Annotated in this window: 32 protein-coding genes; 3 read left to right on the top strand and 29 right to left on the bottom strand. The window is 30.6% G+C overall.

Features of this window, described 5'->3' with window-relative positions; all coding sequences use genetic code 11:
• Positions 1 to 231: 231 nt before the first annotated feature.
• Positions 232 to 672: a hypothetical protein gene (locus A9G03_RS01165; protein ID WP_065798193.1), complete on the bottom strand. Its 441-nt coding sequence runs from the start codon at positions 670 to 672 to the stop codon at positions 232 to 234.
• Positions 673 to 943: 271 nt separating this feature from the next.
• Entirely contained in the window at positions 944 to 1,636 is a 693-nt protein-coding gene (locus A9G03_RS01155; protein ID WP_065798191.1) for an HAD family hydrolase, read from the bottom strand.
• A 126-nt stretch (positions 1,637 to 1,762) separates the two neighbouring features.
• Here A9G03_RS01155 and A9G03_RS01150 point away from each other — a divergent pair, with 126 nt between their 5' ends.
• Positions 1,763 to 2,662 (top strand): LysR family transcriptional regulator, encoded by a 900-nt coding sequence (locus A9G03_RS01150; protein WP_065798190.1) that lies wholly within the window; start codon positions 1,763 to 1,765, stop codon positions 2,660 to 2,662.
• A gap of 267 nt (positions 2,663 to 2,929) precedes the next feature.
• Here A9G03_RS01150 and A9G03_RS01145 read toward each other — a convergent pair whose 3' ends face one another.
• On the bottom strand, positions 2,930 to 3,370 hold the full coding sequence (locus tag A9G03_RS01145; RefSeq protein ID WP_065632928.1) for a putative T6SS immunity periplasmic lipoprotein: 441 nt from the start codon (positions 3,368 to 3,370) through the stop codon (positions 2,930 to 2,932).
• A gap of 803 nt (positions 3,371 to 4,173) precedes the next feature.
• Between A9G03_RS01145 and A9G03_RS01140 the strand changes: the two genes are divergently transcribed.
• Entirely contained in the window at positions 4,174 to 5,409 is a 1,236-nt protein-coding gene (locus tag A9G03_RS01140) for an MFS transporter (protein WP_065798189.1), read from the top strand.
• Between the two features lie 22 nt (positions 5,410 to 5,431).
• On the top strand, positions 5,432 to 6,232 hold the full coding sequence (locus A9G03_RS01135; RefSeq protein WP_065798188.1) for a Vgb family protein: 801 nt from the start codon (positions 5,432 to 5,434) through the stop codon (positions 6,230 to 6,232).
• 345 nt (positions 6,233 to 6,577) lie between these two features.
• On the opposite strand, the gene A9G03_RS01130 is transcribed toward A9G03_RS01135, so the two are convergent.
• From A9G03_RS01130 to A9G03_RS12795, 26 genes are all read right to left on the bottom strand, one after another.
• A complete protein-coding gene (locus A9G03_RS01130) occupies positions 6,578 to 7,483 on the bottom strand; it encodes a LysR family transcriptional regulator (RefSeq protein WP_065798187.1) in 906 nt (301 codons plus the stop codon).
• Between the two features lie 184 nt (positions 7,484 to 7,667).
• Entirely contained in the window at positions 7,668 to 7,982 is a 315-nt protein-coding gene (locus A9G03_RS01125) for a hypothetical protein (protein WP_065798186.1), read from the bottom strand.
• A 300-nt stretch (positions 7,983 to 8,282) separates the two neighbouring features.
• Positions 8,283 to 8,636 carry a hypothetical protein gene (locus tag A9G03_RS01120; RefSeq protein WP_065798185.1) on the bottom strand — a complete coding sequence of 118 codons (354 nt, stop codon included), beginning with the start codon at positions 8,634 to 8,636 and terminating at the stop codon, positions 8,283 to 8,285.
• Positions 8,637 to 9,143: 507 nt separating this feature from the next.
• Entirely contained in the window at positions 9,144 to 9,569 is a 426-nt protein-coding gene (locus tag A9G03_RS01115) for an NTF2 fold immunity protein (protein ID WP_065632921.1), read from the bottom strand.
• A 190-nt stretch (positions 9,570 to 9,759) separates the two neighbouring features.
• Positions 9,760 to 10,776 carry a hypothetical protein gene (locus A9G03_RS01110; protein WP_065798184.1) on the bottom strand — a complete coding sequence of 339 codons (1,017 nt, stop codon included), beginning with the start codon at positions 10,774 to 10,776 and terminating at the stop codon, positions 9,760 to 9,762.
• A 246-nt stretch (positions 10,777 to 11,022) separates the two neighbouring features.
• Positions 11,023 to 11,397, bottom strand: coding sequence for an SMI1/KNR4 family protein (locus A9G03_RS01105; RefSeq protein ID WP_065798183.1), 375 nt, complete (start codon positions 11,395 to 11,397; stop codon positions 11,023 to 11,025).
• Between the two features lie 251 nt (positions 11,398 to 11,648).
• Complete coding sequence (locus A9G03_RS01100; protein WP_065798182.1) at positions 11,649 to 12,083, bottom strand: hypothetical protein; 435 nt, start codon at positions 12,081 to 12,083, stop codon at positions 11,649 to 11,651.
• A 329-nt stretch (positions 12,084 to 12,412) separates the two neighbouring features.
• The gene (locus tag A9G03_RS01095; RefSeq protein ID WP_065798181.1) at positions 12,413 to 12,874 is read right to left on the bottom strand and encodes a hypothetical protein; all 462 of its coding nucleotides are present in this window, start codon (positions 12,872 to 12,874) and stop codon (positions 12,413 to 12,415) included.
• A 173-nt stretch (positions 12,875 to 13,047) separates the two neighbouring features.
• Entirely contained in the window at positions 13,048 to 13,509 is a 462-nt protein-coding gene (locus A9G03_RS01090) for a hypothetical protein (protein WP_065798180.1), read from the bottom strand.
• A 141-nt stretch (positions 13,510 to 13,650) separates the two neighbouring features.
• Positions 13,651 to 14,247: a hypothetical protein gene (locus tag A9G03_RS01085; RefSeq protein ID WP_218837053.1), complete on the bottom strand. Its 597-nt coding sequence runs from the start codon at positions 14,245 to 14,247 to the stop codon at positions 13,651 to 13,653.
• Between the two features lie 173 nt (positions 14,248 to 14,420).
• On the bottom strand, positions 14,421 to 14,864 hold the full coding sequence (locus A9G03_RS01080; RefSeq protein WP_065633246.1) for a hypothetical protein: 444 nt from the start codon (positions 14,862 to 14,864) through the stop codon (positions 14,421 to 14,423).
• Positions 14,865 to 15,038: 174 nt separating this feature from the next.
• Positions 15,039 to 15,500 carry a hypothetical protein gene (locus A9G03_RS01075; RefSeq protein WP_065798179.1) on the bottom strand — a complete coding sequence of 154 codons (462 nt, stop codon included), beginning with the start codon at positions 15,498 to 15,500 and terminating at the stop codon, positions 15,039 to 15,041.
• A 135-nt stretch (positions 15,501 to 15,635) separates the two neighbouring features.
• Positions 15,636 to 16,232: a hypothetical protein gene (locus A9G03_RS01070; RefSeq protein ID WP_065798178.1), complete on the bottom strand. Its 597-nt coding sequence runs from the start codon at positions 16,230 to 16,232 to the stop codon at positions 15,636 to 15,638.
• A 173-nt stretch (positions 16,233 to 16,405) separates the two neighbouring features.
• A complete protein-coding gene (locus tag A9G03_RS01065; protein ID WP_065798177.1) occupies positions 16,406 to 16,849 on the bottom strand; it encodes a hypothetical protein in 444 nt (147 codons plus the stop codon).
• A gap of 296 nt (positions 16,850 to 17,145) precedes the next feature.
• Positions 17,146 to 17,607: a hypothetical protein gene (locus A9G03_RS01060; protein ID WP_065798176.1), complete on the bottom strand. Its 462-nt coding sequence runs from the start codon at positions 17,605 to 17,607 to the stop codon at positions 17,146 to 17,148.
• Positions 17,608 to 17,778: 171 nt separating this feature from the next.
• Entirely contained in the window at positions 17,779 to 18,093 is a 315-nt protein-coding gene (locus A9G03_RS01055; protein ID WP_065798175.1) for a hypothetical protein, read from the bottom strand.
• Between the two features lie 48 nt (positions 18,094 to 18,141).
• A complete protein-coding gene (locus A9G03_RS01050; RefSeq protein WP_065798174.1) occupies positions 18,142 to 18,486 on the bottom strand; it encodes a hypothetical protein in 345 nt (114 codons plus the stop codon).
• A 55-nt stretch (positions 18,487 to 18,541) separates the two neighbouring features.
• Positions 18,542 to 19,123 carry a hypothetical protein gene (locus A9G03_RS01045; RefSeq protein ID WP_065798173.1) on the bottom strand — a complete coding sequence of 194 codons (582 nt, stop codon included), beginning with the start codon at positions 19,121 to 19,123 and terminating at the stop codon, positions 18,542 to 18,544.
• Positions 19,124 to 19,160: 37 nt separating this feature from the next.
• Positions 19,161 to 19,733, bottom strand: coding sequence for an imm11 family protein (locus A9G03_RS01040; RefSeq protein WP_065798172.1), 573 nt, complete (start codon positions 19,731 to 19,733; stop codon positions 19,161 to 19,163).
• A 37-nt stretch (positions 19,734 to 19,770) separates the two neighbouring features.
• Complete coding sequence (locus A9G03_RS01035) at positions 19,771 to 20,343, bottom strand: imm11 family protein (RefSeq protein WP_065798171.1); 573 nt, start codon at positions 20,341 to 20,343, stop codon at positions 19,771 to 19,773.
• 70 nt (positions 20,344 to 20,413) lie between these two features.
• Positions 20,414 to 20,953: an imm11 family protein gene (locus A9G03_RS01030; RefSeq protein ID WP_065798170.1), complete on the bottom strand. Its 540-nt coding sequence runs from the start codon at positions 20,951 to 20,953 to the stop codon at positions 20,414 to 20,416.
• A gap of 70 nt (positions 20,954 to 21,023) precedes the next feature.
• Positions 21,024 to 21,566, bottom strand: coding sequence for an imm11 family protein (locus A9G03_RS01025; RefSeq protein ID WP_065798169.1), 543 nt, complete (start codon positions 21,564 to 21,566; stop codon positions 21,024 to 21,026).
• Between the two features lie 202 nt (positions 21,567 to 21,768).
• Positions 21,769 to 22,107, bottom strand: a complete 339-nt coding sequence (locus A9G03_RS01020) for a DUF7716 domain-containing protein (protein WP_065798168.1) — start codon at positions 22,105 to 22,107, stop codon at positions 21,769 to 21,771.
• A gap of 122 nt (positions 22,108 to 22,229) precedes the next feature.
• Positions 22,230 to 22,679, bottom strand: coding sequence for an SMI1/KNR4 family protein (locus A9G03_RS01015; RefSeq protein WP_065798167.1), 450 nt, complete (start codon positions 22,677 to 22,679; stop codon positions 22,230 to 22,232).
• A gap of 84 nt (positions 22,680 to 22,763) precedes the next feature.
• Entirely contained in the window at positions 22,764 to 22,964 is a 201-nt protein-coding gene (locus A9G03_RS12800) for an RHS repeat-associated core domain-containing protein (RefSeq protein WP_218837052.1), read from the bottom strand.
• 320 nt (positions 22,965 to 23,284) lie between these two features.
• Entirely contained in the window at positions 23,285 to 23,455 is a 171-nt protein-coding gene (locus A9G03_RS12795) for an SMI1/KNR4 family protein (protein WP_082209369.1), read from the bottom strand.
• Position 23,456: the final 1 nt, after the last annotated feature.

Below are 23,456 nucleotides of genomic sequence, written 5' to 3'. Positions count from 1 at the left end.
ATTTACAAGCGTTATTCATTCACGATAAAATTCTTGGATTAATTAAATTGCAACAATTTTAATAGTAAAATTGGAATTAGTTTGCTCAAAGATACGTTTACCTGAAGTCTACCTTTATCAATTGATTTTTTAACAACCTTTAATTAACGAAATTATTAAGCAATTTTAGCTGATAAAAAATCACCAAACTGGATTATTAAAAATAAAAGATCATTTCAATCCTAATACAACTTATATATTAAAACGACGTAAGCATTCAAACTCAATTCTTTCTCTATGATTGTTTAGACTATCTTCTGGATAAATAGTTTCAAAGACATTAACCATTTTAAATTTATTCTGTGAATAATACTCAATACTTTTATGAACAGTTCTTATTCCGCCATGAGCTATTTTTAGCTGCTTAGGTTTATCATAAAAAGTTTTTAAATCAAAGGGGTGTGAATCTGTTTCTGTTTTCCATAAAAGTTGGCCACCTTCTAACAGATAATTAATATTACCCTTTTCGATTTTAACTTCGCCATAATCCTCAAAAACCCCATTACGCCATTTAGCTGACGTCAAATTCGAAACACAAGACCAACTACCAACAAGCATCTGCTCGGTCACTTTATTTTCACTGCATCCCAACATGACTAAACACGCCAGTCCAATAATTATATTTTTATTCATATCATTCCATTACCTATAAATTGAGTATCAATAGTAGGTGATTTAACAATTAGGATCAATTAAAAAGACGAACAAAATTCTTTTAACTAAAAATAAAACAAAAAAACAAATAAAAAAATCAAAAATAGAAGCATATAAAGTAAAAATGCGAACCTGCTTAGGATAATAAATTAATGAAAATTGGTCTATTCTAATAAAGATATTAACTGGCGACTTGACAATTTGATCCATCGTCTACTCAAGTTTAGCAAACTTATTCAAGGTTATTATTCTATTCAACCAATATTCGATGCGCATTACCAAAATCAATAATTGCGCGTCCATTAGGCTGAATAATCACCTCTATAAGCGAAAAATCGGCAATCGTAAATTTTGCCCCCACAGTTAATAGCGAATCATTACCAATTCCAACACAATATGTTCCTGCTGCCACAGCAGATTTAACGCCACTGGTTGAATCTTCAAAGACCATTGCCTGTTTTGCTGCAATATTAAGATGCTTGATAGCCTTTAGATAAGGGTCTGGATAAGGTTTACCTCGAGTGACGCTGTCACGATCAATAATGACCGAAATACACTCATTAACTTCCAATAAACTAATGACCGAATTGACTTTTTCTAGCCAACCACTCGTAACAATGGCGACTTTCACACCGGCTTTATGTAAAGCAGTAATGAACTTAGCAACGCCAGCAATTGGTTTGTAAATAGCAGTGTTTTCAACATAAATAATATGTGCCTGTACTTTTTGTTGATCAGTAATAGGCAAGTCCCCAAATAGAGCCGCAATCGTATGTCGACCAGGTTGACCATGAATATGTCGAACCATCTCTGTTTCGCTAATGGTTCGACCATACATGTGTGCAGCTTCACGCCACGCTCGTTCAATTACCTCACTCGAATCAATCAATACCCCATCCATATCAAACAACACTGCAGTAATTTTAGTAAGTGATTCACTCATAATTTTTTCCTTATCTTTCATGTTACACAAGTCAAAACAACCAATATCTGTTATCCTGACAAAATAATTCCTATCATAGATTTGATTTTAGACTCTGTATAATTCCAATTTTTTAGGATTCAATAAATGCAAGGAATAGATTTAAGATTATTGCGTGCTTTTGTAAAACTTGTTGAAACCGGTAATTACGGTTTGACAGCAAAAGCGTTATTTATTACCCAGCCGGCTTTATCCAAACAAATACAAGCGTTAGAATCTTTAACTGGCGGTCAACTTTTTTTGCGAGGTCGTCATGGTGCAACCACGACCACTTTTGGTGGTCAACTCTATGCTCAAGCAAAGTCCATTTTACAATCACATGACAATTTTCTTACTTATGCTAAACAGATAAATAAAAAGTATCAACAAACCTTATCAATTGGGTTTAGTTTATCTACCTATCAAAAAATACCATTATGGGTTGATCAATTTGTCAAACAAAGGCCAGATTGCCAAGTTACGCTCAATCAGCTTCCTTCAAATGTTCAAATTAATATGCTATTAGAAGGATCTCTACAAATCGGATTTCTACGGATGCCTTTTACCAATCAACTAAGTTCACAGCTCATTGCCCATGAAAAACTTGCCCTGGTCATCCCCTCTTGTAGCCCTATCGATTGGCATAACTTATCGGCAATATTAAAGCATTATCCTTTATATCAACTCGATAAAGATTGCTTTCCATGTCTGGCAGAACAAACCGAACAATTTTTGATACAAAACCAACTTCAACCTAATAAAATATTAATAAATGGTGATTTGACAACGCTATTAGCGTTAGTTGCTGGAGGCAATGCGATTGCCTTTATGCCGCAGAGTATGAAGCAATTTTTGCCAAGGAACGTAAAGCTCATCATTCCTAAACAGAAAACAGTACATTGGGACATAGCAATGGTCTGGAATGCAGAAATAATGTGTGATTTTCGAGATATCTTTATTGATGTAGTGAATAAAAATGGCGGTAAAATGCAAGGTAACCATTATTAGGTTTGTATTTTATACCCACCAAAGCGCGACTCAAACTCAGCAATCATTTAGGTCAAATTATATTAATGGGGATACTGATCACTAGGTATTAGCTTGTTAGTTAGGATCATTACTGAATAAATGAAGAGCAAACAATGATATGCACAATTTATCTGCTTTTGTCTGATAGCTAATCATTCATTTAACAAATAGGTATATCAACATTCAGTATTTATTAAATGTACAAGTTTTATATAAACCCCTTTAAAAATTAAATATTGACTGAATTTATTCTGTCTTAATTTCATCAGGATCATTTGGCCATAATATTTTCAGATTGCCATCAGCTTTCTTTTTTAACCGAAAACTAGCAATCCATGGTTTGTCCTCTTTATTTTTGAGGTTGGTTGAAACAAAATCAATTGAATAATCCACATCGACTTGAAAAGGATAATCAAAGCGTAAACATTCACCAGCTTTAGCTTGATAAATTGAACTATGATCTTCCTGTTCCCATATATAACCAATATGCGTTATAAAAATACTGCTAGATGAAATATTAAACACATCAGTTGAACGCGCTTTTTCTTTTGGTATGCTGATGCAAACTTTTTGATTTTGATCTAATCTAACATCAGCCGTGTTAACTTTATAAGTACAGAAAAAACAACCGGTTAATAACAAAACAATAGTAATAAAAAATAACGGACGGATTAGATTCGATTTCATTTTGTTATTCCTTATAGGGCAGACACGGTTATTTCGTCGCCACATTATCCAATAACCTTATTTGTTAATCAATCGGCTATTCAAAAATCAATGTATAACAATTTTGTCAATGCCATAAAGTTAAATATGTCATTCATCTTGAAATTAAACTATCTATGCTTCATGCTTAAAAAGCGAACAATAATTAATTTTAAAAATGATATGAATACCCCTTTTATTTTAGATTGATAGTATTCAAGAGCTAACTAAACTTTTTTAAAGCACTTTGTTTAGAATAAATGGGGAATAAAAAATAGAGATTGAGCATAAAGCAAGTAATTTAATTACTTTACTGTTCATAAATACATGTTCAATTACCATTTAAATAGCACAATCATCATTTTTTGTTATTTTACAAGGCACTTATCCAGATGAAAATTTACACTTTTTTATTCAATTAACTACGAATCACTTTTAATCATCGATACTTACATAAAATGGTCAACTTCGCTTATTCCTTTTATTTAAAGACATCATTCAATTAGTCTGTTTGATTTTATACGATTAAACTAAGTTTTATACCTAACTAATTGTTATATATATTAATATTTATAAAAATAACTTAAGCAACACATTTTAAACTGACTTTTCAACTCTGATAGTTTTTCACTATCACAAAATAAGTATTTCCATGTTATACACTTGTTACCCTATGCTATTGCCGAAAACAGTGATAGTTAATCTAAGGCTTAGATGTTTGACTCTTGCCATATACCGACAGTACATAACAATCACTGATATTGTTTAATAAGGAACTTAGCCGTATGAATTCAAGGATGACATCCACTCAACGATTATCAAATAAAATGAGCATCATTATATCCGCACTTCTCATTATGCTTTTGGTTGGTTCAGTTTATATCACTCAACTTATTTTTCAGGAGATATCAATAAACTTTAACATTGAGATTTTAGATGCGAGATTAGTTTTTAGCTTATCTTGTTTTTTTTATGCATTAGCCTTTTTCATTTATGGGCCATTATCAGATAAACTATCAACACGTCTGTTAGTGACATTTGGCAGTCTTGGCACAGTACTTTGCTTGTGCATTGCCAATATAGTAACGTCATTTAACCTATATCTTATTGTCATGTCATTAATTGGCTTTTTTGCCGCCTCAGTACCTGCTGCTTTGTTTGCTTACACCGCTAAAAATACAGACAACGCAAAATTATCTCAAGCAATGGGAATGTTAATTTCAGCTTCAATTGTAGGAATGATATTCAGCCGCAGTTTAGCGGCCATGTTAACTGATATTTACTCGTGGAAAGTTGCTTTTGGGGTTTATGCTTGCCTCATTTTAATTGTCACTATTTTTATTCCATCAGCCATCAAACCAACTTTAAACAATACGCCTAAAATTAGTATCATTGAAACCTATCAAAACGCATCAAAACTGCTGTTTAATCGAACTGTCATTATTTTCTTATTAGTTGGATTTTTGCTGTTTTTTGTTTATTTAGGGTTATCTTCATTGCTCACTTTTTATTTGAAAGGTTCACCATTTTATTTAACCTCAACAGAACTTGGTTGGTTAAATTTTGCAGGAATCAGCGCAATTATTGGTTCGATCATTACGGGAAAATTGGCACAAATTATCAATAAAAACAATTTACTCATTTTATTACTTTTATGCGTAAGTGCTTCAATTATTATCATTGGTTTTGGTACCAACTTATTGATGATTAGCTTAGGTATTTTTTGTCTATTTATGTTTGTGTTTGGAATTCAACCGATTGTCATGGCTATGCTCAATCAAATTGTACCACTCAACTTACGAGGCGCTGTATCGTCTTTATACTTACTTGCATGCCTTATTGGTGGCAGTTTAGGAACTTATTTATTGGGAAGCATTTATCAACAATTAAATTGGTTTAATTTAATTATTGCTATCTTAATGTTAACCATACTTAATGTTGCTTTAGCTTTACTTGGTATTAAATTAATCAAAATTAAACAAAGCAATACTCAAACTATAGGCGAACATATATCGCAATAATATCACTTCACGAGGAAAAACAATGATCAAAAAAGTATTTTTTCAAATTACTCTATTTATCTGTTTTATTTTATATGGGGAATTAGCTATGGCAAAATTGAATCTTATCGCAAAATCTTTTAGTGCTCCAACCGCTATTGCCTTTGATAGCCAAGGTTCGATGTATGTGACAAACTGGTCGGGAAGTTCAATAGAAAAAATCACAACGGAAGGTAAACGTAACACTATTTATAACAACATATCCTCTCCTGCTGGGATAGTTATTGATAAACAAGATAATATCTATGTTTCATCTTATAGTGGCAATTATATTCTACAAATCACCCAAGATGGCAAAGTAGAAAAGATATCGACTGACTATCATACGCCAACTGGAATTGCATTTTCTAATACAGGTGAATTGTTGATAACTAATCGCGCCTCTGGCGAAGTTGTCGCTTTAGATTTGACGACAAAGCAAAAAAAGGTTGTTGCAAAAGGATTATCATTACCTGTCGGTGTAACACAATTAGCTGACAATCGCTTAGTTGTGTCACAATATAGTGGGCGCTTAACTTTAATCGAAACTAATGGAAAACAAATAGAATTGGGTAGTGCATTTAACCAACCAGGTGTAGGTATAGTAAGCCTTTCACCTAGCGAAGTTGCCGTCATTGATAATGGTGCTGGGGCTGTTCGTAAAGTTGATGTTAATAGCAAAAATACCACTACATTAGTTACATCATTGTCTGGTGCTGTTGCATTAAGTTTGTACAAAAACCAACTGTATATCGGTACTTGGGGTGATGAATCGGTTTATCAATTAACTGACATCAATCCATAAAAAACACGCTTAATCAATTATAGGCAAAGGTAAAATTTTTAATGGTATCATTTCTATAAATGTCATTTCGGACCTTTTAAAACAAAATTAGGTCCGAACTTTTAGCTACAATATCATTAATATGTAAAAATCCTTCTAATTTTTCAATACGATAACATCAACTGTATACAATCTACCGCAATGCCATTTTTAAACGCTTAAGGGTTATCGAGCTGGTCTAGAGTAAAAACGACATTACCTTTCAATACAATGTTTAATCATGCGCTCCTTTGATTAAACTACTTTGTAAAGCTATCATCACTATTTTCACATCACAATTAGTCAAATACGCTTTTAAGTAACGACTTATAACAATTTGAAATAATTGATGATTTGTTCATAAATCAAATTTGTATGTAAATTATTGCGCCAAACAAGATAAATGTCGATATATAATTTACTGGTTTGGGTACTAATCAGTTTTTTATACACTACCCCATCAATTTTGGCCTGTGTCATCGACTGAGGTAATAGCATCATACCTTTACCTAGTGCAATATCCAATAACATAGAAAGCGTGTCTGGTCGTTCAGCTCGGCGAATCAATGGATGATTTAAGGTTTTAAATACAGACTCGCACTGTGCATAAAAAGTCTTATTTAAATGAGCTTTAAACCAAAATAAAGGTAAATCAGTGACATCATTTAGATCAACATAATCTTGTTGGCTACAAGGATGACTTTCTGGAAGAACCAAAATAAGTGGCTCCTGATAAATTAACATCGAATTTTCTTGTTGGTTTCTTGAAGCAAAATCAGATACAACAGCAAAATCCAAATTGCCTTTTTGGAGTTCTAATAATAGCTCTTTAGACGTGTAGTCATGTTGATAAAGTTGTATGCTATCATTAAAATTTGCTAAAAACTTTTTGAAAAAAGGAATAAAATCAAAACACAAAGTTTTCGTCATACCTAACATAACTTTATTGCCTTGACAAGATTTAATCTTATCCACTGATTGACATAAACTGTTTAATACCTCCAGTGCTTGGCTTTTAAATTTTTCACCTTCCTTAGTTAATACCATGTTGTGGGAATTTCTTAAAAATAAGCTCACTTGCAGTTTATCTTCTAGTTCTTTTATTTGCACAGATAGTGGTGGTTGACTTACACCCAGTTTATCTGCTGCAGCACGAAAACTATGCATTTCACAAATCGCAATAAAATATTGCAATTGCCTGATTGTTGGTAGTTTTTTATTATAAATATCCATATTTCAAATTACTTCGCAATTGATGATTAAATCGATGAGGTACTCAATGTATTTTATCACACTAATTTACCAATAAATTCATGACTTTTCTAAGTTTTAAACATATAGTAAGATTAGTTAAAAGTTTATAGTAAATATTCTAAAGTTGGGATGATTTTACTCTATTTACAATTTACAAACTAATTTAAGATGAGTAGAGTGAAACTAACGCTAACTTGCCACTTAGAAATAATTGAATGGTCAAATTATTGGTAGATAAATTAACCAGTTGATCCCCCTGTTCAACTTGCCAAGCGTTACTTTCAGCCCATGATAACCATTTTGCAAGCCGCCAATTGTCGGGTTTTCCCAATATTACGGGATGCTTTTGATTACCGTGAAAATCAATATTAATTACTTCGACAACATCATTAGCTGAATAAATGTTGATATTGCCATATAGATGGCAGTAAATTTTGGATTTTTTAATTAAGTTTTGCAACTGGATATTGTGGTTCATCAAGAATGGATTGAATTTTCATCACTGAAGACCCAACACACAAACCGTGAATAGTTGTGACTTACATATTTAAGTGCTAAATGCATGTATGGATAATACTTTTCTAAAAGAATAAAACATTATTGAAGGTGATCTTACTTTTATAAATGTAAGAATACGAGCTAATTGCAATATTTTTAACACCAAGTAACGAGCTATATTATAGTGCTCATTAATACAACTTTTACCAAACATTGCCGGTTTATTTGTTAACCATGTTACACTCATTATTTTTAATCAATACGCTACGTTTGATTATGCTTAGTATTCAATACGATAACGACCAACAACATCAAAAATATGATCGTACGTGCTGAGTATTATGCGTTTTTTACCTTTGTGATGAACTTGTTCAACAAGATCAAAACTTGAGGTTAAATATCTTTGATTAGGATAATTATCTAATTGAGAAATAGATAAGTTATCAATATCAGTAAAAATAAATTTTACCCATTCATCAGGCACGTTCAATACTTCGGGCTGACAATTAGCTAGCGATAATGACGTTTCAACAATCAATGTAAACGGATAGCAATCCAAGTTAACCTTTTTTAAAATTAATGCGTTTCGAGCATAAATAATGCCGTATTTGATTGGTATCGCTTTAGTTATCATTTTTTTACTTTGTCATAACTTCTTTAAATTAATTGGAACTTATTAAATTATAACATTATATGGTGTTAACAATATAACATTTAATTTAACAGTATGTTATTCAACGATACTTTGCATTACATTGATTTAATTAAATTTAATAGCTTATATTTAAGTAAGTTAAAAATTTAAGTCTTATTGCTACATTGGCATAATGTTATAAGCATCAATCGAAAAGTAGGCAAAATTATTCAATATAATTTTAAGTGTAAATGCCATTTCATTGTCTTTATTCTGTTATGTAATAAAGACGACCGAGTTCATTTTATAATACGCTATAAGCTTTTATCTTTTATTTAAAGTATCAAATTGTAAATAGAGATAACAATTCATTAAATGAAACAAATCCATTTCGTTTATTGAGCTTATATTGGCTGGTATTGATATCTATAATTTCAGACATACAGCTTAGCAATCGAATAACGACAATTATCAAGTTAAAGCGACGTTACAAGCCGTTATCCCTTTTTATAATGAAAATTTTTCCCATTTATTATCAGACTTATTAAATATTTCTTTTTTATCAATTCGCCATTGTTTATGAGTATATATTAAGGAATAACGAAACTGACTTTTAAATTCTGTATGTTGTTGCGTATAAATGAGTAGTTTGTTTTCTGACAGTTGTTCAGTTTTTAGTATTTCTTCATCCGGTGAATACTCTGGTGGATATCCACAGTCTAATGAAACTTGGCGACCGTACTTTCTTTCTTTAATAGTACAATACTGATTGAATATAGTATTTAACTCACTTCTCATCTTATCTTTTAAAGGCTCGTCATCCTCATCATTTTCGATTAGCTCGCAAAGTGGTTCACAATATCCTTCCCACTTATTCATATCCGTAATGAAATTTTTTAACACTGATACAGCCTGCTGTACATTTTTTTCCATATTATTCCCTAACTAACAAATATATATTTTCTTTCCATTTCTTTAAACTTTGAATGATTGATCCTAAGACGATCTATTTTATGGCAGGTTATTTAACAACAATAACCCAATGCTAATTCATTTCTCGATAAACGTCTAAAAATGAATCAACAAAAATCAGAAACAACGCTTCAATTCAATACGAATTAACTTAATCACTTTCTCTAATTTGTGCTAAAGCTTGTTCAAGACGACTAACGTTTTGATATTTATTAGCAGCAGTTGTCTTGTCTACTGACGCTAACCAATCATCTACTGCTGTTTTAAATAATTCTAAGCCATCTGGCGTCAGGTTTGACTTTTTAATCACCGTATCAGTCTTCAAATTTCCTTTTTTATCAAATGGTTCAACACCGATCAATAATTGATGTTGTTTTAAAAAAGCCAATAAAGCAATTGAAGACTGTATGATAGGCTCAGGTAACTGATTGATTTTATTAGTAGCCAGTGATGCAGCAACATCGTATACGGTAAAATCGACTTCTTTGTTTTTATTTTCTCTAATCTTTGCCAAACCTTTTTCTAGCCGACTAACATTTTGATATTTGGTAGGAACAGTACTTCTAGCTAAATAATCAAACCATCCATCAACAGCAATATCAAATAACTCCTGACCTTCTGGTGTAAGGTTTGATTTTTTAAGAACCGTATCGGTTTTTAAATTTCCTTTTTCATCAAACGGTTCAACATCGATTAACAATTCATGTTTTTTTAAAAAACCAAATAAAGCTGTTGAGCTTTGCATAACACTATCTAGCCACCATTTGTTTTTATTTCTAGTAAGCAACATTGGTAAATTATGTAAAGTATAATCTTTTTCATCCCTTGCTTTTATAAAATCTCTAATTTCGGTTAAACCATTTTCAAGTCGATTGAAGTTTTGATATTTATTAGCAGCACTACTCCTGTCTATATATTTTAACCAACTATTTACAACTGTTTTAAATAATTCTAAGCCATCAGGCGTCAAGTTTGACTTTTTAATTATCGTATCAGTTTTTAATTTTCCTTGTTCATCAAACGGCTCAACACCAATCAATAAATCATGTTTTTTTAAAAAACGCATTAAAGCTGTTGAAGTTTTAGTGCTATGCTCTTGCCAAAGATTTGTTTTATTTTTAGCTATCAACATGGGCAAATCATATAAAATAGGATCTGTTTTATTCATTATTTTCTTCCTCCCACTTTTGATACGCTACAGTGAATAATATTATGTTAGTTTAGCTTTACGATTATATTTCGTAAAAATTAGGACCACTTTTGACATTTTTCTTTTTTATTATTTATGAGCCTATATTCAAAGCAATATACCGAGTTATTGCTTCAATCAATCCACTATTTTATATTTAGCTATCATCCGCTTAATGGTATAAGAAAACGAAGCAATTGATTTTGAATAGTGTTTTCAGATACATCATTTAACATATTTTCCTAAGTGATAAATATCAGTTGCTTCTTTATCCATTTCAAGGCAGCCTAACGCCCCCAAATCCAAACTATATATAAAATTAGATTCATTATCTTTTTTTACAGATACAAAATAGCCTATATCACCATCTTGACCGATTAAAAAATAATTAGGCTCAACGTCTTGTATATTATAGGTACTATTTCTCTCTTTAATATTATTTATATTATAGATGTATATGTACTCTTCCCTTTCATTAATTAATTCATATGGCTCTTTATCTTGAACCTCTTCGGATAAATATTTCACATACAAATTCGGAAATTTAATATTCATCTCTTGCTCAAGAATATTCAACATTTCAATAACTCTTTTTTCCATCTAAAATTCTCCATTCAACGAATAGGGTATAATTCAAAAACAAAATTGTTAGTATTAAAGTTAGCATATCATCAAAATATTTATAGCCTTTTTTTAAAGCTTGTAAAAAAAGCTTTGGTGACTATTGTTTTAAACCATTCAGATGAAGTATGTTTAATGCATCTCTATCGAATAGCGTCCCCTGATATTTCATAAAATATCTTGTTTTAGATTAATGCAATTTCAACAATAACAACTTTGAAAGTAGATATTTACCTAATGTTGTCATTTTTCTCATGAAGAATCTTAATAAACATACTGTGTATATCATGACAAAATTTCGAATTCTCAATGAGATCGGGTAACACAAGTACATAATAAAAGACCTGGTTAAACTGCAAATTTATATCATAGGGTTCAAAATCAGAAGCATTATCAAATTCAAATAAAGTTGCTATTCCATTTAACTGTGTGCTTTTTGCTTCAATTAAAAAACAACCTTCCCCTTGTAAATCTAAATTGTAACCATGATTCTCATGATAATCTCGCATTTCATCGTTTTTATAACAAAATAGAAACTCTTCATCTCTAAAACTACTTTGTTCATATTTATAATTAATAGATGATAATTTTTTAATTAATGAAAACCATACATCATCGACGGATTTATCGGTATAAAATCCATACATATTACCAGTCCATTCCATATTTTCCCCTCAAACTCACTCACAATAGTAAATTCTTGTTAATATCGCTTTGAAGTTTATTTTTTTATCTCAGTAAAATGTTTTCTATGTATCGTCTTAAAAAAACATTTTGTCGTTTAACTATTTTAGCCTTAGTGCTATCAACTTTAAATAAAATAGAGTGTTATTCTTTTATTTGATGCCCGATGATGTTTTACGATACGTCGGTCTAAGGCATCATAGGCGTTCGGTAAGTTTAATTTTTTAATGGGAGATTTCGGTTAAACAGCTGATGCTGTTTTATATGCTAAGTAAGGTAAATAATGCCTTAAGTTCTATTCATTCTAGTGTCACCATTCATCTATATCTTTGGCATCAATATCTTTTAACCATTTTTGATATTTTTCTGGGTCTTTGGCTATCAGTGTTTTTAATTTTTCAAACACTTCTTTTACCCCTGAAGGATCCACTTTATATTTATTAAATACAAAAATAATTCCCTCTTCTATGGTATCAAGCATATAAAACATTTGTTGTGTGTAGCAATTAAACGTTTTATAAGGTATAAAAATTGAGAAATTAACCACTTTTCGTTTTGATGAGGCTAACGGGCCGTAAACTAAATCTTTGTTTTCTAGTGTGGCAGAGATAGTAAAGAATAAATCATAATCTGTTGTTTTAAATAATTTGTCATAATGTGGAAGCGTTTTGTTTAATTTATTGAGATTTTCTATCAACGGATTAAAAACCGTATTTCTAATTTCATAATAAACGCCAACTTCAGCCCACAAAAATGGAAAATTAATTTTCATCACATCGTCCTTTCGATTTATCACTGTTTTGATTCTAAGCGCTATTTTCCATTTAAACAACAATATATACTCAACACAATTTAATTTTTTAATGGGAGATTCGGTTAAACGACTGGTGGCGTTTTATATGCTAAGTAAGGTAAATAATGGCTTAAGTTTTATTCACTCTTGTGTCACCATTCATCTATATCTTTTGCATCAATATCTTTTAACCATTTTTGATATTTTTCTGGATCTTTGGCAATCAATGTTTTTAATGTTTCAAACACTTCGTTTATCCCTGAAGGATCCACTTTATATTTATTAAATACAAAAATAATTCCCTCTGCTATGGTATCAAGAATATAGAACATTTGTTGCGTATAGCAACTAAACGTTTTATAAGGTATAAAAATTGTGAAATAAACCACTTTATTTTTTGACGATGTTGTAGGACCGTAGACTAAATTTTTGTGTTCTTGTGTAGCAGATATGGTAAATACTAATTCATAATCTGTTGTTTTAAACAATTTGTCATAATGTGGTAGAGTTTTGTTTAATTTATTGAGATTTGTTCTCCACGGATTTAAAACTGTATTAGTAATTTCATAATAAATGCCAACTTCAGCCCACAAGAATAAAAAATCAATCTTCATTTACATCGTCCTTTCGATTTATCACTGTTTTGATTGCAAACTGGAATTTTTCCTGTTTTTGTATAACAGCACCAACAATATTAGTTCCATGATCAGATCTTTCCGGCATGCTATTCTGTTTTCAATAGAATACGTATCTTGCTATTTAACCTTGACTTTCTCTACACATACTCCAACTAATTTGATAGTTTTCAGCCTTTCATAAATACTTTCATATAAAAGTAAACCAAATGTCGTACAGCATATTGGGTATTTTGGATATTCGTGCTCAAGTAAAAACCTCGGCGCTCTTTCTCTTCTTGAGTGGAAATGACATTCAGGGCAGACAAAAAGACGATCATTCTCTGGAACAGGCTGTCCATCAAAAATATTTGGCGTTTCACCTCTTAGAACAATGTAATCATATTTACTGATAAAAGTTACAAATGGCTGTTTATGTTTTTCACTTTCCACTTTATTATAAATAGAACCTATATTTAAATGTTTCTCAGCCTCCTCACCCAGCAAATTCAATAAGCGCAACGACATACTACTAGGTATCAGCAGATCACCTACCATGGGCATATCTAGGTTTTTCCTGATTTTCCCATCGGTAATCAAATCCATACCACTGTGAGGTAATTTTAGTTTATGGCAATAATGACAAAATTGCTCTCTGGTTTTATGCTCCCATTCAGGATCGAGATCGACAGTGCCCATTCCTGAATAATACAGGTGATAAAGTGGTTCACGCATCATGGATATTCCTTATATCTATCATTTTTTATATTCTCTAAAACAGCACTTTCAATATTCGTATTATTTTGTTCATTAGTTTTGTGTTTTTCGATAAGAACTTTTATCAAATGGTTGACTACATTTGCAATCTATCTAAGGCAATAACGTCTTAGGCACTATTAGTTTTTAAGTTATCAGTCCTCGAGATCTTTTAGCCATTTTTGATATCTTTCTGGATCTTTGGCTATCAGTGTTTTTAATTTTTCAAACACTTCATTTATCCCTGAAGGATCCACTTTATATTTATTAAATACAAAAATAATTCCCTCTGCGATGGTATCAAGAATATAGAACATTTGTTGCGTATAGCAACTAAACGTTTTATAAGGTATAAAAATTGTGAAAAGCACCTCTTTTCGTTTTGACGAGGCTAACGGGCCATAAACTAAATTTTTGTTTTCTTGCGTGGCAGAGATAGTAAAGAATAAATCATAATCTGTTGTTTTAAACAATTTGTCATAATGTGGAAGCGTTTTGTTTAATTTATTGAGATTTGTTCTCAATGGCTTTAAAACCGTATTAGTAATATCATAGTTAGCTTCTACTTCAGCGTATAATTGTGGAAAATAAATCTTCATTTACATCGTCCTTTCGATTTATCACTGTTTTGATTCTAAGCGCTATTTTCCATTTAAACAACAATATATATTCAACACAATTTAATTTTTTCAATGCAGATTTCGATTAAACAGCTGGTGGCATTTATCTGCTAAGTAAGGTAAATAATGGCTTAAGTTTTATTCACTCTTGTGTCACCATTCATCTATATCTTTTTCATCTACATCTTTTAACCATTTTTGATATTTTTCTGGGTCTTTGGCTATCAGTGTTTTTAATTTTTCAAACACTTCGTTTATCCCTGTAGGATCCACTTTATATTTATTGAATACAAAAATAATTCCCTCTGCAATGGTATCAAGAATATAGAACATTTGTTGCGTATAGCAACTAAACGTTTTATAAGGTATAAAAATTGAGAAATGCACTTCTTTGCGTTTTGATAAGGTTAAAGGACCGTAGACTAAATTTTTGTGTTCTTGTGTAGCAGATATGGTAAATACTAATTCATAATCTGTTGTTTTAAACAATTTGTCATAATGTGGAAGCGTTTTGTTTAATTTATTGAGATTTGTTCTCCACGGATTTAAAACTGTATTAGTAATTTCATAATAAACGCCAACTTCAGCCCACAAGAATAAAAAATCAATCTTCATTTACATCGTCCTTTCGATTTATCACTGTTTTGATTGCCAACTGGAATTTTCCTGTTTTTGTATAATGCTCATCAATTTTCAGTGTCTCTACTGGTTTTGTTGTTGAAAAGCGTTTTCAATAGAATCAGTATTTTGCTATTTAACCTTGACTTTCTCTACACATACCCCAACTAATTTGATATTTTTCAGCCTTTCATAAATACTTTCATATAAAAGTAAACCCATTTCCGTACAGCATATTGGATACTTCGGATATTCGCTTTCAAGTAAAAACCACGGCGCATGTTCTCTTCTTGAGTGAAAATGACATTCAGGGCAGACAAAAAGACGATCATTCTCAGGAACAGGCTGTCTATCAAAAATATATGGTTTTTCACCTCTCAGTACAATGTAATCATATTTACTGATAAAAGTTACAAATGGCTGTTTATGTTTTTCACTTTCCACTTTATTATAAATAGAACCTATATTTAAATGTTTTTCAGCCTCTTCACCCAGCAAATTCAATAAGCGCAGTGACATACTACTAGGTATCAGAAGATGATCTACCATGGCCATATCTAGGTTTTTCCTGATTTTCCCATCCGTAATCAAATCCATGCCACCGTGAGGTAATTTTAGTTTATGGCAATAATGACAAAATTGCTCTCTGTTTTTATGCTCCCATTCAGGATCGAGATCGACAGTGCCCATTCCTGAATAATACAGGTGATAAAGTGGTTCACGATTCATGGATATTCCTTATATCTACTATTTTTTATATTCTCTAAAACAGCACTTTCAATATTCGTATTATTTTGTACATTAGTTTTGTGTTTTTCGATAAAAACTTTTATCAAATGGTTGGCTACATTTGCAATCTATCTAAGGCAATAACGCCTTAAGCACTATTAGTTTTTAAGTTATCAGTCCTCGAGATCTTTTAGCCATTTTTGATATCTTTCTGGGTCTTTGGCAATCAATGTTTTTAATGTTTCAAACGCTTCGTTTATCCCTGAAGGATCCACTTTATATTTATTAAATACAAAAATAATTCCCTCTGCGATGGTATCAAGAATATAGAACATTTGTTGTGTATGGCAACTAAACGTTTTGTAAGGTATAAAGATTGAAAAATGAACCACTTTTCGTTTTGACGAGGCTAACGGGCCATAAACTAAATTTTTGTTTTCTTGCGTGGCAGAGATAGTAAAGAATAAATCATAATCTGTTGTTTTAAACAATTTGTCATAATGTGGAAGCGTTTTGTTTAATTTATTGAGATTTTCTACCAACGGATTTAAAACCGTATTTGTAATTTCATAATAAACACCGACTTCAGCCCACAAGAATAAAAAATCAATCTTCATTTACATCGTCCTTTCGATTTATCACTGTTTTGATTCTAAGCGCTATTTTCCATTTAAACAACAATATATATTCAACACAATTTAATTTTTTCAATGCAGATTTCGGTTAAACGGCTGGTGGCGTTTTATATGCTAAGTAAGGTAAATAATGCCTTAAGTTTTATTCACTCTTGTGTCACGCTATCTAATTGCTGTTTGGCATAACTCACTACATCCTCAATACTCGATCGGTATAAACTCGCTATCCAGTAGGTTGATGTGGTATGGTATTGTGGGCTACCCAGTAAGCTTGTCGTTTATTCTAAAATAAGATTTTTTAATTTATTCGATATAATTGCAGGAGGCAAATTGCTATTTTGATAAATGATAGTAGTGCCGCTATTAAATTCTATTTCAATTTGTTCAATATCCGTTTCTTGTTTTATTGTATATTCTGGTAACAGTAAGATCGTATTAGATTGTAATAGATCATTAAATGTTGTTTTCATTATCCCGTGATAATCACTTAAATTGATATAGTTTATATAATTGATGTTTTTGGACAATTTATTATCGATTGTTTCATACCCATTCCGCTGCTTTTTGGGAATGCATATTTCTATATTAAAAAGATTTAAAGTTGCCGTATATAAAAAAGCTGATTTCATCACACTTAATTGACAATCATTAACAAAATGTCTCTTTTCTGGAGTTGAAAAACACGCTAAAAAACCACCTTTTTTTATAACATCTACGATATCTAAATCAACCATACTCATATTTGACATCCATTTTTTAACGCTTTAATCCATCAGGTATCATACAAAACATCGACATGGTGTGATACATGTAATTTTTGCCGTTCAACCGATGCCGTATAGTGTTACTCGTTAAATCGGTCAATATTAAGATCACAGCACAGATAAAATAAAGTCTACCACTCAATACCTTTAGTCACTATTGATATATATATTTAATCCATCATTAAAAGATTCTTTTAAAAAATTAATAAAATCAATAATTGATTGCGGTTGGAATTTTTTTATTTTGATAAGGTTTTCAAGTTCTTTTATTAACGGCTGAATTTCCCCATATAGAATGATTGTATCAGCATAATAATCATCAAGTTTTTTTATTATTGAATACTGATTTAATGGTTTTGCTTTATTGAATAATTCATCGTAATCAGATTTTTCAAGTGAAAATATCGGTGAATTTTCATCTATTTCTTTTTGATTACTTGATGCTATAAAATCCAAAGCCATAAATACCTCATATTTTAATTATTATCTATTGTGAGATGTTTATCTTACTTAATTATTTTTACTTTCTCGAATTTTAGCTAAAGCTTTTTCTAGCCGACTAACATTTTGATATTTGGTAGGAACGGTACTTCTAGCTAAATAATCATACCATCCATTTACAGCAGCTTTAAATAATTCCAAACCTTCTGGAGTTACGTTTGACATTTTAACAACCGTATCGGTTTTCAAATTTCCCTGCTCATCAAACGGTTCAACATCGATTAATAATTCATGTTTTTTTAAAAAGCCTAATAAAGCTATTGAGCTTTGTATAATAGGATCTTGCCACCATTTGTTTTTATTTCTAGTAAGTAACATTGGTAAATCAAGTAAAGTATAATCAATTTCGTTCATTATTTTATTTCACTAACAGTTAACTATCGGGTCAGGCTACGTGAATATATCTATATCAGTACGAAAATATGAAGTCATTATCAATATACTGTTTGGATAAATTTATTCCTTTTACTTTATTTTTTATAAAAAACTGTCGTAACGACTCTGACATCATAATTCGCCCTATAGATTCTTCACATCTTGCCATACAAAATTGCTCATTTATATTTTCTTTTAAGACCATTTTATAAAATTTTTTGGGTCCATCTGGCAAATAATCTAATATTGGCACATATTCAGATTTATTCATATCAATACAGGATATTAAACGAAGAAAATTTAATGCCTTATAACCAGAATAGCTACAACCATTAACTATTATTGTCGCATCTATTAGCTGGACATCATGTAAAAAATCTTGATTGTTTGAAAGTAAATTTGCAAGTCTAGGCGAGATAAATTCAGGACCATCACTAAAATAGAAATCATAAGATAATAAACGCTTTTCACTGACTTTGTCTTTTAATTTAAAAACTAAGGGTTTATTTGTTTGAATCTTCTTGCATTGCAAAAATTCGTAAAGATCAACGACAGTTGAGTCATATTGGAACCAATAACGATTAGCATAATTACCTATCATAAATTCATAAATCATAACAACATCCTTTAAAAGGTTTACTTAAACTTCACTATTATCCATAGACAGTTTGATTACATGATGTGTATAAATCTATTCCTTTTACTTTATTTTTTATAAAAAACTGTCGTAATGACTCTGACATCACAATCTTCCCTTCAGATTCTTCACACCTTGCCATACAAAATTGCTCATTTATATCTTCTTTAAAGACGATTTTATAAAATTTTTTGGGTCCATCTGGCAAATAATCTAATATTGGTTCATATTCAGATTTATTCATATCAATACAGGATATTAAACGAAGAATATTTAATACTTTATAACCAGAATAGCTGCGACCATTAACAGTTATAGTTGCCTCTATTAGCTGGACATCATGTAAAAAATCTTGATTGTTTGAAAGTAAATTGGCAAGTCTAGGCGAGATAAATTCAGGACCATCACTGAAATAAATATCATAAGAGAGTAAACGCTTTTCACTCACTTTTTTTTCTAATTTAAAAACTAAGGGTTTATTTGATTGAATCTTTTTGCATTGTAAAAATTCATAAAGATCAACTACAGTTGAATCATATTGGAACCAATAACTATTGGGATAATTACCTAGCATAAATTCATAAATCATATCAACATCCTTTAAAAGGTTTACTTAAGCTTCACTATTATCCATAGATAGATTGATTACATGATGTGGATAAATCTATTCCTTTTACTTTATTGTTTATAAAAAACTGGCGTAACGACTCTGAAATCACAATTAACCCTATAGATTCTTCACTCCTTGCCATACAAAATTGCTCATTTATATCTTCTTTAAAGACCATTTTATAAAATTCTTTTGGTCCATCAGGATAACTCTCTAATATTGGTATATATTCAGATTTATTCATATCAATACAGGATATTAAACGAAGAATATTTAATACTTTATAACCAGAATAGCTGCGACCATTAACAGTTATAGTTGCCTCTATTAGCTGGACATCATGTAAAAAATCTTCATTGTTTGAAAGTAAATTGGCAAGTCTAGGCGAGATAAAAACAGGACCACTACTGAAATAAATATCATAAGAGAGTAAACGTTTTTCACTGACTTTTTTTTCTAATTTAAAAACTATTGGGTTATTCGATTGAATCTTTTTGCATTGTAAAAGTTCGTAATAATCATCTCCTGTTGAGACATATTGGAACCAATAACTATTGGGATAATTACTTAGCATAAATTTATAAATCATATCAACATCCTTTAAAAGGTTTACTTAAGCTTCACTATTATCCATAGAAAAGTTGATTACATTGTGTGGATCAATCTATTCCTTTTACTTTATTGTTTATAAAAAACTGGCGTAACGACTCTGACATCACAATTCGCCCTTCAGATTCTTCACACCTTGCCATACAAAATTGCTCATTTATATCTTCTTTAAAGACGATTTCAAAAAATTTCATTGGTCCATCAGGATAACTCTCTAATAATGGTATATATTCAGATTTATTCATATCAATACAGGATATTAAACGAAGAATATTTAATACTTTATAACCAGAATAGCTGCAACCATTAACAATTATAGTTGCCTCTATTAGCTGGACATCATGTAAAAAATCTTGATTGTTTGAAAGTAAATTGGCAAGTCTAGGCGAGATAAAAACAGGACCATCACTAAAATAAAAATCATAAGAGAATAAACGCTTTTCACTGACTTTGTCTTTTAATTTAAAAACTAAGGGTTTATTTATTTGAATCTCTTTAAGTTGTAAAAGTTCGTAAAGATCAACGACAGTTGAGTCATATTGGAACCAATAACGATTAGCATAATTACCTATCATAAATTCATAAATCATAACAACATCCTTTAAAAGGTTTACTTAAACTTCACTATTATCCATAGACAGTTTGATTACATGATGTGGATCAATCTATTCCTTTTACTTTATTTTTTATAAAAAACTGGCGTAACGACTCTGACATCACAATTAACCCTATAGATTCTTCACTCCTTGCCATACAAAATTGCTCATTTATATCTTCTTTAAAGACCATTTCAAAAAATTTCATTGGTCCATCAGGATAACTCTCTAATATTGGTATATATTCAGATTTATTCATATCAATACAGGATATTAAACGAAGAATATTTAATACTTTATAACCAGAATAGCTGCAACCATTAACAGTTATAGTTGCATCTATTAGCTGGACATCATGTAAAAAATCTTGATTGCTTGAAAGTAAATTGGCAAGTCTAGGCGAGATAAAAACAGGACCACTACTGAAATAAATATCATAAGAGAATAAACGTTTTTCACTTACTTTTTTTTCTAATTTAAAAACTATTGGGTTATTCGATTGAATCTTTTTGCATTGTAAAAGTTCGTAATAATCATCTCCTGTTGAGACATATTGGAACCAATAACGATCAGGATAACAAGAAGATATCATAAGTTCATAAATCATAACAACATCCTTTAAAATGCTTACTTGAATTTTTATTTAAAATAGTTTTCCACTACGTGGTTCAATTCTTTTTGTTTTTATACGTTTATTTAAAGCTTCTTTAAATTGCTTTTGTGTCCAATTTTCCTTTTGATCCTTGTTATGAATTTCATTCATTTAAGTTTTCATATCCAATGAGTATTGATAATATGAACGGGTATATTTAGAAATCTAAAAAATCATCATATTCAGAATAATAATTTAAGGCTTTTATAAAGTCTTTTGTTGTAGCTGAAGGTTTCTGTTCCATCACTGAATCGATTACATCAGCAAATTGCTCTCCTGAATAAAGAAAGTATAGTTTCTTTTTTAAAACAAAAGATGGATAGATTTCTTTTCCATCATCATCCACATTTGGATAGTCACCAATATAATAACTTTTGTTACTCTTTAAATCTTCATCAAATTCGCTATAAATACAAAAATTATCATTTCTTTCTGTTGAGTTTTTTATATAAGAAATAATATCGTTTATTGGATAAAGGTTACCTTTAATCAGCACAGTATAAGTACTCCATAATAAAATTTAATATAATTTTTTACCTGTTAATACATTTAATCTTACAAGTCGGTCTTCTTTGCTGACTCGCCAGAGATCACGTTCGCCATTTCCTTTAGGATTATCTAAATTTCTTCTTCATAAAGGTTGTTTATAAAATCAGAAAATGATTTACAAACTAAATAGACATTTTCCATATTAGGATTTTCTTCCTCATCAGCTTCAAGCTCATGATCCCAAAAATAAATCTGGTTGTCTTCATTTTTTAGTTTCATAATAACAAGGTTACCCCCTGCATCATGGGCAATGGGAATAAAACCTGATGGAATCCTATTTTTATAATTAAAATAATACTTTTCAAGGTTGCTATTTTTTTCTTTCCCTAAGCTAAGAAATTGGTCAACAGAAGATGCGTCAGTTCTATCTGAAAAAAATTTAAAAGAAGCCGGGGAAGGCCTTCCTCCATTAAACTTTATCAAAAAATCTTTATAATCGTTTGGTAAAATACTTTGTATTTTTTTCTCAAAATCAGATATATCTTGTAATGCTGCCGGTTTTCTAGAACAAATGATCATAACTATAAATTACCTTTTACTTATTAAAATTCCACCTGAATATCGTATTGTATTACGTAAATCGGTGGAGTCAGCTGCATATATCTAGAGTCCTGATGGTGATGCCAATAAATCCTTAATTTTCTTTACCATTAGACCACAACAAAAGCCTAATGGATCAATCCATGTCACCCCATTAGGTGCATACTGATACAAATTAAACCCAGCCAAGAGCCCAATCGAGTCCGGTTGTGTAAATCTGCCTATACCAGGATCGTAGTATCTAAAGTATTGTAATGTAAGCAAATTTATTTGTCTAAATATTGTCCTTGAGAGCTTAGGTTCTGTTGTATTTTTGTTAGGTGGTGTTCGGCATAATAGCGATAGTAATAGGTACCGCTGGCAGTCTGTTTGCTTTGCGGTTGGCTATTGCGAGTATAGCTGAATTATTGTAGTTGACTATGTAAAACTTCGTATTGTATATAAGCTTTGTTATCGATATAAGTTAACTATTAGATGAAACAAAAGGTAATACAATTATATTAAAAAATTCATAAGTCATCTTCACAAACTAATTTAGACATAAATTCATTAAAGCTATTACACAGGAAAAGTGTACTTTTACTTTAATTATCAGATACAGATAGATTGTCAGACCATGTATCAAATGTGCAATAGTAAATTTTTCCATTGTTGATCTTAATACAAAAATAATTACCACCAGCATCTCTAGCAAAGGGTAGTAAATTTTTGGCTAATAAATTTCTATCCCATAAATCTTTAGCTATTGTGTCCATT

The organism is Gilliamella sp. wkB171 (assembly GCF_001693755.1).
GTDB lineage: Bacteria > Pseudomonadota > Gammaproteobacteria > Enterobacterales > Orbaceae > Gilliamella > Gilliamella apicola_F.
This window is presented reverse-complemented; position numbering and strand designations above follow the sequence as displayed.

Coding starts and splice junctions, on each gene's coding strand:
- A9G03_RS01165 (WP_065798193.1), bottom strand. CDS start 672: ATGAATAAAAATATAATTATTGGACTGGCGTGTTTAGTCATGTTGGGA.
- A9G03_RS01155 (WP_065798191.1), bottom strand. CDS start 1,636: ATGAGTGAATCACTTACTAAAATTACTGCAGTGTTGTTTGATATGGAT.
- A9G03_RS01150 (WP_065798190.1), top strand. CDS start 1,763: ATGCAAGGAATAGATTTAAGATTATTGCGTGCTTTTGTAAAACTTGTT.
- A9G03_RS01145 (WP_065632928.1), bottom strand. CDS start 3,370: ATGAAATCGAATCTAATCCGTCCGTTATTTTTTATTACTATTGTTTTG.
- A9G03_RS01140 (WP_065798189.1), top strand. CDS start 4,174: ATGAATTCAAGGATGACATCCACTCAACGATTATCAAATAAAATGAGC.
- A9G03_RS01135 (WP_065798188.1), top strand. CDS start 5,432: ATGATCAAAAAAGTATTTTTTCAAATTACTCTATTTATCTGTTTTATT.
- A9G03_RS01130 (WP_065798187.1), bottom strand. CDS start 7,483: ATGGATATTTATAATAAAAAACTACCAACAATCAGGCAATTGCAATAT.
- A9G03_RS01125 (WP_065798186.1), bottom strand. CDS start 7,982: ATGAACCACAATATCCAGTTGCAAAACTTAATTAAAAAATCCAAAATT.
- A9G03_RS01120 (WP_065798185.1), bottom strand. CDS start 8,636: ATGATAACTAAAGCGATACCAATCAAATACGGCATTATTTATGCTCGA.
- A9G03_RS01115 (WP_065632921.1), bottom strand. CDS start 9,569: ATGGAAAAAAATGTACAGCAGGCTGTATCAGTGTTAAAAAATTTCATT.
- A9G03_RS01110 (WP_065798184.1), bottom strand. CDS start 10,776: ATGAATAAAACAGATCCTATTTTATATGATTTGCCCATGTTGATAGCT.
- A9G03_RS01105 (WP_065798183.1), bottom strand. CDS start 11,397: ATGGAAAAAAGAGTTATTGAAATGTTGAATATTCTTGAGCAAGAGATG.
- A9G03_RS01100 (WP_065798182.1), bottom strand. CDS start 12,083: ATGGAATGGACTGGTAATATGTATGGATTTTATACCGATAAATCCGTC.
- A9G03_RS01095 (WP_065798181.1), bottom strand. CDS start 12,874: ATGAAAATTAATTTTCCATTTTTGTGGGCTGAAGTTGGCGTTTATTAT.
- A9G03_RS01090 (WP_065798180.1), bottom strand. CDS start 13,509: ATGAAGATTGATTTTTTATTCTTGTGGGCTGAAGTTGGCATTTATTAT.
- A9G03_RS01085 (WP_218837053.1), bottom strand. CDS start 14,247: ATGATGCGTGAACCACTTTATCACCTGTATTATTCAGGAATGGGCACT.
- A9G03_RS01080 (WP_065633246.1), bottom strand. CDS start 14,864: ATGAAGATTTATTTTCCACAATTATACGCTGAAGTAGAAGCTAACTAT.
- A9G03_RS01075 (WP_065798179.1), bottom strand. CDS start 15,500: ATGAAGATTGATTTTTTATTCTTGTGGGCTGAAGTTGGCGTTTATTAT.
- A9G03_RS01070 (WP_065798178.1), bottom strand. CDS start 16,232: ATGAATCGTGAACCACTTTATCACCTGTATTATTCAGGAATGGGCACT.
- A9G03_RS01065 (WP_065798177.1), bottom strand. CDS start 16,849: ATGAAGATTGATTTTTTATTCTTGTGGGCTGAAGTCGGTGTTTATTAT.
- A9G03_RS01060 (WP_065798176.1), bottom strand. CDS start 17,607: ATGAGTATGGTTGATTTAGATATCGTAGATGTTATAAAAAAAGGTGGT.
- A9G03_RS01055 (WP_065798175.1), bottom strand. CDS start 18,093: ATGGCTTTGGATTTTATAGCATCAAGTAATCAAAAAGAAATAGATGAA.
- A9G03_RS01050 (WP_065798174.1), bottom strand. CDS start 18,486: ATGAACGAAATTGATTATACTTTACTTGATTTACCAATGTTACTTACT.
- A9G03_RS01045 (WP_065798173.1), bottom strand. CDS start 19,123: ATGATTTATGAATTTATGATAGGTAATTATGCTAATCGTTATTGGTTC.
- A9G03_RS01040 (WP_065798172.1), bottom strand. CDS start 19,733: ATGATTTATGAATTTATGCTAGGTAATTATCCCAATAGTTATTGGTTC.
- A9G03_RS01035 (WP_065798171.1), bottom strand. CDS start 20,343: ATGATTTATAAATTTATGCTAAGTAATTATCCCAATAGTTATTGGTTC.
- A9G03_RS01030 (WP_065798170.1), bottom strand. CDS start 20,953: ATGATTTATGAATTTATGATAGGTAATTATGCTAATCGTTATTGGTTC.
- A9G03_RS01025 (WP_065798169.1), bottom strand. CDS start 21,566: ATGATTTATGAACTTATGATATCTTCTTGTTATCCTGATCGTTATTGG.
- A9G03_RS01015 (WP_065798167.1), bottom strand. CDS start 22,679: ATGATCATTTGTTCTAGAAAACCGGCAGCATTACAAGATATATCTGAT.
- A9G03_RS12795 (WP_082209369.1), bottom strand. CDS start 23,455: ATGGACACAATAGCTAAAGATTTATGGGATAGAAATTTATTAGCCAAA.